Annotated in this window: 14 protein-coding genes; 12 read left to right on the top strand and 2 right to left on the bottom strand. The window is 61.0% G+C overall.

The window, feature by feature from the left end:
* Positions 1-462: 462 nt before the first annotated feature.
* The 7 genes from KZO25_RS06860 (at position 463) to KZO25_RS06830 (ending at position 5,089) form a co-directional block, all read left to right on the top strand.
* Positions 463-708, top strand: coding sequence for a hypothetical protein (locus tag KZO25_RS06860; protein WP_223136381.1), 246 nt, complete (start codon positions 463-465; stop codon positions 706-708).
* A 108-nt stretch (positions 709-816) separates the two neighbouring features.
* On the top strand, positions 817-1,344 hold the full coding sequence (locus KZO25_RS06855) for a helix-turn-helix domain-containing protein (protein ID WP_223136380.1): 528 nt from the start codon (positions 817-819) through the stop codon (positions 1,342-1,344).
* Positions 1,341-2,072, top strand: coding sequence for an AzlC family ABC transporter permease (locus KZO25_RS06850; protein WP_223136379.1), 732 nt, complete (start codon positions 1,341-1,343; stop codon positions 2,070-2,072). Before KZO25_RS06855 ends, KZO25_RS06850 begins: the two co-directional genes overlap by 4 nt.
* Positions 2,065-2,412, top strand: a complete 348-nt coding sequence (locus KZO25_RS06845; protein ID WP_223136378.1) for an AzlD domain-containing protein — start codon at positions 2,065-2,067, stop codon at positions 2,410-2,412. The genes KZO25_RS06850 and KZO25_RS06845 overlap by 8 nt, the downstream gene beginning before the upstream one ends.
* A 77-nt stretch (positions 2,413-2,489) precedes the next feature.
* Positions 2,490-4,220 carry an ExeM/NucH family extracellular endonuclease gene (locus KZO25_RS06840; RefSeq protein ID WP_223136377.1) on the top strand — a complete coding sequence of 577 codons (1,731 nt, stop codon included), beginning with the start codon at positions 2,490-2,492 and terminating at the stop codon, positions 4,218-4,220.
* A gap of 234 nt (positions 4,221-4,454) precedes the next feature.
* Positions 4,455-4,706, top strand: coding sequence for a type II toxin-antitoxin system Phd/YefM family antitoxin (locus tag KZO25_RS06835; RefSeq protein ID WP_223136376.1), 252 nt, complete (start codon positions 4,455-4,457; stop codon positions 4,704-4,706).
* Positions 4,703-5,089: a type II toxin-antitoxin system VapC family toxin gene (locus tag KZO25_RS06830; RefSeq protein ID WP_223136375.1), complete on the top strand. Its 387-nt coding sequence runs from the start codon at positions 4,703-4,705 to the stop codon at positions 5,087-5,089. The genes KZO25_RS06835 and KZO25_RS06830 overlap by 4 nt, the downstream gene beginning before the upstream one ends.
* Positions 5,090-5,128: 39 nt before the next feature.
* Here the strand turns inward: KZO25_RS06830 and KZO25_RS06825 are convergent, their stop codons facing one another.
* The gene (locus tag KZO25_RS06825; protein ID WP_410505377.1) at positions 5,129-5,365 is read right to left on the bottom strand and encodes a hypothetical protein; all 237 of its coding nucleotides are present in this window, start codon (positions 5,363-5,365) and stop codon (positions 5,129-5,131) included.
* 27 nt (positions 5,366-5,392) lie between these two features.
* On the bottom strand, positions 5,393-5,527 hold the full coding sequence (locus KZO25_RS19950; protein ID WP_262488871.1) for a hypothetical protein: 135 nt from the start codon (positions 5,525-5,527) through the stop codon (positions 5,393-5,395).
* 357 nt (positions 5,528-5,884) lie between these two features.
* On the opposite strand from KZO25_RS19950, the gene KZO25_RS06820 reads away from it, so the two are divergent.
* The 5 genes from KZO25_RS06820 to KZO25_RS06800 all read left to right on the top strand — a co-directional run bounded on the left by KZO25_RS06820 (position 5,885) and on the right by KZO25_RS06800 (position 11,310).
* Positions 5,885-7,183: an ATP-binding protein gene (locus KZO25_RS06820; protein WP_223136374.1), complete on the top strand. Its 1,299-nt coding sequence runs from the start codon at positions 5,885-5,887 to the stop codon at positions 7,181-7,183.
* Positions 7,184-7,429: 246 nt separating this feature from the next.
* Positions 7,430-8,749: a tyrosine-type recombinase/integrase gene (locus KZO25_RS06815; protein ID WP_223136373.1), complete on the top strand. Its 1,320-nt coding sequence runs from the start codon at positions 7,430-7,432 to the stop codon at positions 8,747-8,749.
* A gap of 237 nt (positions 8,750-8,986) precedes the next feature.
* Positions 8,987-9,256: a hypothetical protein gene (locus KZO25_RS06810; protein ID WP_223136372.1), complete on the top strand. Its 270-nt coding sequence runs from the start codon at positions 8,987-8,989 to the stop codon at positions 9,254-9,256.
* A 232-nt stretch (positions 9,257-9,488) separates the two neighbouring features.
* Complete coding sequence (locus tag KZO25_RS06805; RefSeq protein WP_223136371.1) at positions 9,489-9,704, top strand: helix-turn-helix domain-containing protein; 216 nt, start codon at positions 9,489-9,491, stop codon at positions 9,702-9,704.
* 301 nt (positions 9,705-10,005) lie between these two features.
* Positions 10,006-11,310 (top strand): AAA family ATPase, encoded by a 1,305-nt coding sequence (locus KZO25_RS06800; RefSeq protein ID WP_223136370.1) that lies wholly within the window; start codon positions 10,006-10,008, stop codon positions 11,308-11,310.
* Positions 11,311-11,359 lie beyond the last annotated feature (49 nt).

Here is an 11,359-nt window from a genome sequence, read left to right as displayed (position 1 = left end):
CCTCCATTATGAGGCTTATCGGGGTGTCCGCTCCAATTGGACCACTTCACAAGACATCAGGCCATATCAAACCTCACAGCGACCCAACCCTGAGCGTGATCAAGATCTTTGACGCTCTAGCCAACAATCTCAGTCTCACTCAGGCAGGGAGGTCTGTATGAGAAAATGGATCTTGTTCGCCGTTATCAACTGGTTGAGAAAGCCTGCGAACCGAGCCAAGGCGAAAAACGCCTGGAGCGGCATGCGCGGGAAGAAAACTGATAGACGGCAATCCGAAAGGAATACGAATCGACGCCCGGGCGACCGCTCCGACAGGCGATGACTCGAGGGCAGTCGGGGCGACACCCCGGCGGAAGGGACCCACCCAAGAGGCATGGCGGGCGGCGACTCGCCAGGCCGCCGCAGCGTTGCTATGTATGTTGCTATACATCAGCGGGAAGACATCATCGGGAGGGCAACACATTGACCCACCATGAAAAGACCGTGATGGCCTTCGACGACCAGGGCCGTGAGTACATGATCGACATGTTCGTCAGCACACGTGAACTCAGCGAAATGCAGCATACGGGCGCCACGCGCGGTACTCCAACCTTCCGCACTCACGATGGCCACGACGTGACCTACCTCGGCAACGGTGAGTTCATGGTCATGGTGCCGGGGGAGGAAGGTGGCGTGACGGTCCAGACTGATGACTCGGCCTTCGTTTAAGGGCCCCGCCAGCATGACGTATGGTGTGGGGGCTGAGCGGTTAGGGCTTGACAGAGCCGTTCCTTTTATAGAACGTTCGTTAAAAGGAACGGTTCGGAACCCACCATCATGGACAAGCTCTCACTCGGTACGCTGGGCCAGCACCTGCAGACCCTGCGCCTGGCGCAAGGCTGGTCGCTCTCGCAGCTGGCCGCCGCCGCCGGCATCGCCAAGTCGAACCTGTCACGCCTCGAGCAGGGCAATGGCAACCCCACCCTGGACACCATCTGGCGCCTGGCGGTGCAGTTGAAGGTACCCTTCGGCACTCTTGTGGCCCCCATTGCCGTGCCGCTTGGCGAGGATGGCGTGGAGGTGCGCCTGCTCGACCAGGGCAAGGATCACCCCCAGGTGGATGCCTACTGGATGCGCTGCGCGCCCCACACCACGCGCCGAGCCGAGCCCCATACCCCGGGTGCCCGGGAATCCCTCACGCTTATCAGCGGCACACTGGAGGCCGGGCCGGAAGGCGCCACCAAGCACCTCTCGGCCGGCGACACCCTCACCTTCGCCGCCGATTGCCCGCACCTCTATCGCACCGGGGACACCTGGGCCACGCTGCTGCTCAGCGTCGTCTATCACGAGGAGACCACCTCATGAGCCTGCAAGCCACGTCCTCGCCGTCCCGCGCCTGGTTGACGGGCATGCGCGAGGCCATTCCGCTGCTTGGTGGCTATGTGCCGGTGGCCATCTCCTTCGGGCTGATTGCCACCCAGGCTGGCTTCAGTGCCTGGGAAGCCGTGCTCATCTCGACGCTGATCTATGCCGGTGCCTCCCAGTTCCTGTTCGTCGGCATGGTCGCCGCCGGGGCGCCGCTGTGGCTGGTGGTGGCCATGACCCTGCTGATCAACGTGCGCCACGTGGTCTACGCCCCCAACCTGGCCCCCTGGCTGACGTCCAGCCGATGGTGGCCCTGGCTGATGCACGGCCTTACCGACCAGGTCTTCGCCGTGGCCCACGCACGCCTGCCCCAGCTACCGGCCTCTCAGCGCCTCGGCTGGTTCACCGGCGCCGCTCTGCTGGCCTGGTTGAGCTGGATCGGTGGCACGGCGCTGGGCGCGGTGGCCGGTGGCGAACTGGTCGCCCGCTGGGCCCTGATGGGCGAGATCCTGCCCTTCGCCCTGCCCGCCCTCTTCCTGGTACTGATAGCGCCCCGCTTCACCTCGCGGCGCTGGAGCCTGGCCCTGGCCATCACCATCGGCATCGCCCTGCTGCTGACGATGAGCGGGCTCACCAACGTGGCGATTCCGCTTGCCGCCGTCTGCGGCGCGCTGTGCTTTTATAGCGTGACGTTCGTTACCGCAGGGAAAGGAGAACGCCATGAGTAGCGCCCTCTGGGTCGCCGTCCTCGCTTCGGCACTGGGTACCCTGCTGATGCGATTACTGCCTCTGGTGTGGATGCAGCGTCGCCTGGAACGGCAAGCCAACGACGACAGCCTGGAGGCGATGCCCCAGTGGCTGAGCCTGCTAGGCCCGTTGATGATTGCCGCCGTCTTCGGGGTCTCGCTGATGCCGGTAGCGCCTGGCGCCCTCTCCTGGCTGGCCACCCTCATCGGCGTCTTGGCAACCCTGGCTGTCTGGTGGCACAAGCGTACACTGGGCTGGCCGGTCGCAGCCGGGGTAACGGCCTATGGTGTGGTGGTGATGCTGGCGGGCCTGGCGTCCTAGCGGGATCGTGAGAGTTTCCGGCCGTTGGACTAGCCCGAGTCGCGCGCCATCTGTCCGCCTTCGCCATGGAGAGCACCATGACCGACACTGACCAGCCCCCTGCCACCGACAAGCGCCGCCGCCATGCCGTGGCCCGATGCATAGGGCCACTACCCCTGCTGCTCGCCCTGCTGCTGGGGGCCGCACCGGCCGCAGCCAGCTGCCCCGAGCCGTCCAGCACCGACCTGGCCGCCATCAAGGGCCATGGCGAACGTCCGGCCCTGCCTTCCGGCCACGAGGTGATCACCGACGGCGTGGTGACCGGGGAGTTTCTCGGCCGCGAGCGACTCAATGGTTTCTATCTGCAACAGGCGACCGAGCAGGGCCCTGTCGGCCTGTTCGTCTATATGCCCAGCGCAACGCCAAGCGACGCGGCGCTTATCGCTCCCGGCACACACCTGCAGCTCCACGCCCGGACCGGCGAGTACCGCGGCCAGATCCAGCTGCAGCGGGTCGAGCGGATCGAGACCTGCGCCAGCGACCAGCTGCCGGAGCCGAAGGCGGTGGAGTGGCCGCTCGACGAATCAGAGCTGGCAACGCTGGAGGGTCTGCTGCTGGCATTTCCTCAGGCCCTGACCGTCACCGGCAACTACGAGCTCGCCCGCTACGGCTCCCTCGCGCTTGCCGCCGAACGCCTGTTCCGCCCCACCAATACCCCCGGCGAGACCCAGCAGCGGGATATCCTCGTGCTGGACGACGGCAGCTACCGCGCCTTTCCGACCCCCATTCCCTATCTGGATGCGGACGGCACCCGCCGCGTCGGCAGCAGCGTCGAGGGGCTGACCGGGATACTTACCCACGCCTTCGACGCCTACCGCCTGCACCCGACCCTGGAGCCATACTTCGAGGACGCCAACCCGCGCCCGGGGCCGCTGCCCGAGCCCGGAGAGCGGCTCAGGGTGGCGACCTTCAACGTGGAGAACTACTTCACCACCCTCGGCCAGCGCGGCGCCGCCAACGCCGAAGAGCTGGAACGCCAGCGAGCCAAGCTCGCCGCAGCGGTTGAGGGCCTGCAGGCCGACATCCTGGCCCTGGTGGAGGTCGAGAACGACCCACGCGCCCTGGCCGACCTGGTCGAACAGCTGAGCGAGCGGACCGGAGTCCGCTATCGTGCGGTCGGTGGGAATGCCAGCCGCGGCAGCGATGCCATCAAGCTCGCCCTGATCTACCGGCCGGACCGGGTAGAAGCCGTGAGCGAGCTCTATGCCGACGACGACCCCACCCATCACCGCCCACCGCTGGCGGCCTTCTTCCGCAGCCTGGACGGCGGCCCCGTCTTCGGCGTCGTCACCGCCCACTTCAAGTCCAAGACCGGCTGCCCGCCCCGGGGCGATACCGACCGCGGCCAGGGCTGCTGGAACCAGCGCCGGGTGGAACAGGCACAGGCCATGAACGGCTTCCTGGGCCGCCTCGCTGCCGCCGAGGGACACGAGCGCCTGCTGCTGATCGGCGACCTCAACGCCTACGGCGCCGAGGACCCGATCCGCACCCTGACCCACGCAGGACTGGTCAATCTGATCGCACGAAAGCTGCCGCCGGAGCGCCGCTATAGCTATGTGTTCCGCGGTGAGTCGGGCTACCTGGATCATGCCCTGGCCAGCCCCGAACTGGCCGCGGCAGTGACAGAGGTGCGGCCGTGGCCCATCAATGCCGACGAGCCTCCTTTCCTCGGCTACGACGGACCGGACAACGCAACGCCCCACTTCAGCCCCGATCCCTTCCGCTCCTCGGACCACGACCCGATCGCGGTGGATCTGGAGTGGCGTTAGGAGAGAGCTGATCTTACCCTGTATTCGTAGACACCGGTCTATGCGACTTTCCTGGCCTCGAGAAGGCCTCAGGACTGATCTTCGCCGTGGCCAAGCGCCTCGGCTAACTGGTCTGCTCGTCGCACAACATGTCGACCAACCATGCGGAAGGGGCAGAACGGAAGTTGGCGGATTCTGGACAGACAAACTAAACTAGACCAACTTAGTTTAGTTTATGAGCCTCAGGAGCCAAACATGGATATCGTGAATATCCACGAAGCCAAGACCCATCTCTCACGTCTGCTGGCTCGCGCCGCCCAGGGAGAAACCGTGGTGATCGCCAAGGCAGGCCATCCCATCGCCAAGCTGACGCCCATGGATGCCCCGGCAAGCGGTCAGAGTCAGCGCCTGGGCTTCCTGAAAGGCGCTTTCGAGATCCCCGAGGACTTCGACACCATGGGAGGCGACACCGTCGCCGACGAGTTCGAAGGCGAGCCCACCACGTGATCCTGCTGCTGGATACCCACCTGCTGCTGTGGGCGGCCTCACAACCCGAACAGCTCTCCGAAGCGGCACGTGCGCGGCTTCTCGACGAATCCAACGAACTCTGGTTCAGTTCGGCAAGCATATGGGAAGTCACCATCAAGGCCGGCCTCGGCCGAGAGGACTTCAGGGTCGACCCCTATTTGCTACGCCGGGGTCTAGCGGATAACGGCTATATCGAACTACCCATTACCAGCGGCCATGCTCTGGCCGTGCACCACCTGCCCCCCATCCACCGCGACCCTTTCGACCGCATGCTGATCGCCCAGGCGGAAAGCGAAGGCATCCTGCTGCTCACGGCAGACTCAACAGTGGCACGCTACCCCGGCCCGATCCAGTTGGTTTGACCCTCTCACCACTCCTGCCCCGCCCCCTGTTCCAAGGGATCAGCGACGCCGGCGTCCCAGGTCGATGTCATCGCGGTTGGTGGCCGCCCCGACGGCAGCGCCTAGGCCGCCACCGATCACCGCCCCCTTGGTCATGTTGCCGCCGGTCATGGCCGCGGTGCCGGCGCCGGCGGCCGCCCCCAGGCCGGCGCCACTCAGCGCTCGCTCGCCAGTGGTGGTGCCGCAGCCAGTGAGTCCCAGAGCCAGCACGCCGGTCAACAGCCCGATAGATAGCATTCGCATATCATTTCCCTCCCAACAGGGTTAATCGTGATCAATCATCCAGTTTGATTTCTTCGGCAACCGGGCGACCACCCGGTCTTCGGTATCCACCTCGACGCCTTGGCCGGGGCGCAAGTCGTCGAAACCACGCAGCACGGCATCGAACTCGCGTGCCATGGAGAATCCTCCGGTTGCCGATTCGCTGTAGACCTTATACATCACCAGAAGGGAGACGGTTCATGTACCGGATAATGATCCACACTCTTTGGCAATTTCAGGCACTTGAGTATCGAAATGGCGACAGCTGATCGCATCCGGGTGGCGAGCTGTGAGGATGGTAGCGTAGCAGCTTGGGCGAGCCGACAACCCGCAATTGGACGCTGACTTAACCCGCAATTGGACGACGGAATAACCTGCAATTGGACGGCGACATAACCTGCAATTGGACGCTGACAAAACCCGCAATTGGACGCTGACACAACCCGCAATTGGACGCTACAATAACCAGCAACTGAACGATGCTGGAGATTGGACATGGCCACGTCTTACCTACCTCGGCTGATTCGTGACCGTGTCGTGGAATCGCTCGCCGATACCCCGGTGGTCTGCCTGCTGGGTCCCCGGCAAGTCGGCAAGACAACCCTCGCCAAGCGCATAGAGCCCGAGCGGGCCTATTTCACCCTGGATGACCCCACCCTGCTGGAGGCGGCCCAGCAGGACCCGCTCGGTTTCATCGAAGGCTTGCCGGAGCGTGTTACCTTGGACGAGGTCCAGCGGGCCCCGGAGCTGCTGCTGGCTATCAAATCCGTGGTCGACCGGGACCGCTCGCCAGGCCGCTTCCTGCTCACCGGTTCCGCCAACCTTCTGCTGCTGCCCAAGGCTCAGGACTCCCTGGCCGGTCGCATGGAGGTGATCTACCTACACCCTCTGTCCGAACAAGAAAAACGTATCAGCCAGTTCTCCCTACTGGCCAGCCTCCTGGAGGGGAATCTCTCCCCCAGGATGGTGGCCGATACCACGCCGCTTCCCCCTGCAGCGGAGATCATCTGCCAGGGCGGCTACCCCGAGCCGAACCGTCGCCCTCCCCACCGGGCACGGCAGTGGTACCGCCAGTACCTCAACGCCATCGTCCAACGTGACGTGAGGGACATCGCCGCCATCCAGGACGAGGACGGGATGTTGCGCCTGGTGGAGCTGCTGGCCTATCGGACCGCCAGCCTGCTCAACGTCAGTACGCTTGGCAAGGAATTGGGAATGGAGCGCGGCACGGTCGCCAAGTACCTGGGTATCCTGGAGCGGCTATTCCTGGTACGGCAGCTGCCCGCCTGGCACCGGAACCATGCTAAGCGGCTGATCAAGAGCCCCAAGTTGCACCTCATCGACACTGGCCTGGCCGCCGCCCTGACCCGATTGGCGCCAGACCAGTGGCTGACCCAGGCCGAGCGCTTCGGCGCCCTGCTGGAGAGTCACGTGGTGGAACAACTGATGGCCCAGGCCACCTGGGTCGACCCCGAACTGCGCTTCTCCCACTACAGGGACAAGGATCAAGTAGAGGTCGACCTGATCATCGAGCGCGGCCAGGAACTCTGGGGCGTGGAGGTCAAGCGTGCCGCAAGCGTCCAGGCCAAGGACGCCGCCGGCCTCGCCCGGCTCGCCGACCAAGCCGGCAAGCACTTTCGGGGGGGCATGCTGATCTATACCGGACGCCACTGCCTGAAACTGAAGGTGCCTGACTGCTACGCCGTGCCCATCGGCATGCTGTGGGGAGAAGAACCCGGCCAGGCGATCTCCAGCGAGGCCGCATTGCGGGTGCTGACCGGCCAGGAGCCGTGAGTTTGCTCGGAGCAGCGGAAAGAGGAAGACAGGAAAAACATGGTGGGCCCAGCTGGACTCGAACCAGCGACCAAGGGATTATGAGTTACCTGCACAGGCTATTTACTCCCCTAAGCACTACTAAACACGCCTATACAATACTATATAAAACAGCGCATTACGCTGAATTTATCCTAAATGGGTCATTGCCCCGCTATAGTGAAACTGCTTACACTAGCGCTTACATGAGCGTTTCGGGGGTGCGTCATGCCTAAACTGTCGAAGAGCGCCGTTGACGCGCTACCCATTCCAGCCAAGGGGCAGAAGCTCCATTGGTGCAGCAGCCTGTCGGGATTCGGTGTGCGGGTCACAGCGACCGGGGCCAAGTCCTATGTCGTCCAGGGGCGCATCAAGGGCACCGGCAAGGAGCGGCGCTATACCATCGGCCCATGCCACCTGCTGGACTACGCCGAGGCACGAAAGCGGGCACTGGATCGCCTGAGCGAGATGCACGACGGGAAAGACCCGCAAGCGGAGAAACGCAAGCGACGAGTTCAGTCAATCACCCTCCGTGATGTCATGGAGGACTACATTGAAAATAAACGCACCAAAAATGGCCGACTTCGTCCCAGCAGCAAAGCTGATATTAAGAAGTGTGTCGCCAAGTACCTTGCGGACTGGGCTGAAAAGCCTGTGGCCGATATAACCCGTGACGCCTGCATCAAGCGTTTCAGAAAACTATCGGAGGCAGGCCCAGTTCAGGCTAATCAGGTATTCAGAAATTTGAGAGCGCTTCTCAATTGGGCACGCGAGACGAACATGGCACCGGATGGGTCTTATCCGATACTACCGATCAATCCTGTGACACAGGCGTTCAATAGCAAAGGGATTACCTGGAGCAAGGAGGAGGCCCGAGAGGAAATTGTGCCGCTGGATAAGATGGGCGAGGTGTGGCAACTGCTGACCACGCGCACCGACACCGAACGCTTCACTCCTTCTGATGCTTGCGCTGCTCACCTTGTCATGTTCCTGATCCTGACTGGTGCCCGCATAGGGGAAGGGTCAAAGCTGCGCTGGGAGCATGTGAATCTTGATGACGAGGTGCCCAGCTTCACCTTCGCGGAGACGAAGAATCACAACGTGGTGACTGTGCCCATGAGCCAACAGCTTCACTCGCTGCTGTCCGTCCGGTATGCAGCACGCCGGGGGAATCAAGAGTATGTGTTCCCGTCGCGGGCTGGGGCGAAGGTTGGCCACATGCAGGACGCACGCGGCACCATGCGCATGGTCAGCGAGGTGGCAGGCTTGCATCTGCATCATCATGACTTGCGACGCACCTTTATTGCTATTGGTGATGAATGCAATATACAGCGGTGGCGGGTCAAGCTGCTGGCAAATCACAAGGACGACCACGATGTCACGATGAAGCATTACACAAGGAAAAAGGACTTGCGGTATATGCTGCCCGAAGCTCAAACCATAGCCGACTGGATAACAAAGCAATCGTTGGCGCATGAGATGCAGGGTGAGATCGACAAATGGGACTCAGTGATAAATGAGTTCGGTGACGACCTCAAGCTGGACTGAACTACTTAACGCCTGTGAAGAAAACTGACGCCATGTTCACTTTGTTGACGGCGGACTTGGCTTGATATAGATTGCTGAATACCAGTAGCCAGCCCGCCCAGCTACAGCATGGGCTGATATAGCAAAGCGGGTCTGAATAGTTTGCATGGGCAAGCCGGCGGTTCGTAGCGTTTATCAATTAACGCTCACCGTCGGCTTTTTCGTTTACGGCGGTGAGCACCAGTTAGGAGACTCACCATGTCGAACAAAATGCACTCCCTTAAAATCCTCTCCGTCGATGACGTTAAAGAAATACTTGAGTTTGTGACTGTCGTAATGAACGATTGGGAAGGTAATACCGGCTTCCAGAATGACGAGCCAAATATGTCGCTGCGCTGCCTCTTTGATATTATCGCTTATAGCTACGACAAAACAGTAGTTGAAATGACGCCGATGGATTTGCAAGAGCGGGCAATTTATTTGAATCGTTTGGAGGTAGCGCAAATTATCAAACATGGGGCAATGTAGTTTGTTATAGTTACCCCTAACAACGCTTCGCAATCCGTCACGTGTGCAATGCACGGGGCGGGACATCCTTCGGGATGCGCTCGTTGACTGCTGCATGGGTAGCAATCGACGGGAACTGAGATCACTGCATGGGCAGTGTGGGAAGCATCAGGTATCTGGAAACAGGTGCCGATGCCTACCGCACTGCCCATTTTCGTTTGCGCAGTCGGTGGGATGATCGGAGATCACCACAATGACCGACTTCAGCGCTCTCAAGCCTACCGACCGCCTCACCCGCCGCGAGGCAGCCGAATACCTCGGCAACAGCTACAACACCCTCACCGTATGGGCCAGTCAGAAGAAAGGCCCCCCGTACTACAAGAACGGCAAGTGCGCCACATACAAGGTGGCCGACCTCGATGCCTTCCTTGAGTCACAGCGCGTCGAGTTCGAACAGGTAACTGTGTAAAGCATGTTCGGTATTCGGAAAGCCCAGCTAATTCCAGCGCTGCACGCTGCCGCCAACGCTTCGTGTAAGGCGCTAATAAGCCAGTCAAGAAAAAGCCGGTGTTGGCGCACCGGCTGAAAGAGGAACTTACAAATGGGTATCCCCAGTATAGCGAACGCCATTTCAGGCGGCTCGGATAATTTGCAGGCCGCGTATAGCGGCGCACAGGACAGCGCACAGGGTGGCCAATACCCTTGCGGCACCCCTGCCGTGAAAGCGGCCCCAGCCAGCGGCAGCGCGGCGCAGTCGCGGGAGGTGCAGCATGGCTGATCTACCTATGCCCGAGCACTTGCAGAAAATGCGGGACGCTGCCGAGAAGCGGGAACAGGAACTTATAAAACTTCGTGACACCGAGTCTAGAACCGAAGGACTCAAGGCCGCCGCTGAGATGGAAAAGGCTGCTCTTGAGAAGGAGAAGATTAGAGCCCAACGCGCCTCAGGTGCAGTTATGCCGCGCCCCGCCGACCCTGACTCAATCATTTTGGAGGTTGCCATGTCCGGTGATTCCACAACGAAACTCGAATACCTGATTGACCCTTGGTTGCCACGGAAGCAGGTGATTGGATTCTACGGTCGAGGCGGCACTGCCAAGTCATCGTTTGTTGCCACACTAGCCGCGCAGATGAGTGAGTACGCCTCAACCCTGTGGGTGAGTACCGAAGAGCTATCAGATTGGATCAGGGTTCGGCATACCAAAGCGGGAGGCATTGACGCCACGCTGCTGGTAGTCAAAGCGGTAGTGACAAAGACAGACATGACAGGCAAGCCAATCGCGTCAACCTTCAATACCTATGAACATCTTGATGCGGCGATCATTCAGGCCAAGCAGCACGCCGACGCTATCCACGACCAAGAACTACCGCGACCACTCCGCTTTGTTGTTCTAGATACGGCGGTGGCGCTTACCACATGGGGCGCGAGTGAAAGCCCGAACAGCGATGCAGGGGTGAAGCGTCTAATGGCTTACCTGCAAAGCCTCTGCGAAAAGCACGGTGTCACCATTGCAGTGATTGGACATTCAAACAAGGGCAAGCACGACGACCTTTCAGACAGCGTGGCAGGCTCGGGCGCATGGGTCAATTCACCTCGACAGGCATTCATTCACTTGAATGACAAACGGGCAAAAAATCACTTCGTAGTCTGCACGGTCAAGCATTCCCTGACAGGGTTCTTCGCGACGACCTACAGCACGATCCCGATTCACACCCTTGCCACACGGGCGGAAGGTAACGACACGGTTCTATGCAAGGTGGACGCTTGGCCCATCGAATGGGACTACCAGCACGCCCGCATGATGATTGACGCAGCGCGGGGCGAGGACGACCAGAGCAACGGTTCAGGTTGCACCCGAACCGCGAACAAGCAGAAAAACATATCCGCGATTATTACCACAGTCCTGGAGCTTCTGGACGAAGGCGGCAAGGTTGACCGAAAGGCTGTACATGATCGGCTCGGGTATGAACCGTCCCGGCGGCACTGGATCGACGCTGATAACGGATTGGCGGTGACTCATACGGTATTTGCCACACCGGGTGAGCATGGCCGACTTTATTACCAGCGGAACTGATGCCTTTCAGTTGTGCAATAGCCCCCCTCCTTAAAACATTGCACAACTG

The organism is Halomonas sp. ANAO-440 (genome assembly GCF_019915905.1).
Taxonomy (GTDB): domain Bacteria; phylum Pseudomonadota; class Gammaproteobacteria; order Pseudomonadales; family Halomonadaceae; genus Halomonas; species Halomonas chromatireducens.
The sequence above is the reverse complement of the archived record's forward strand: the minus strand, read 5'-3'. Positions and strand labels throughout refer to the sequence as shown.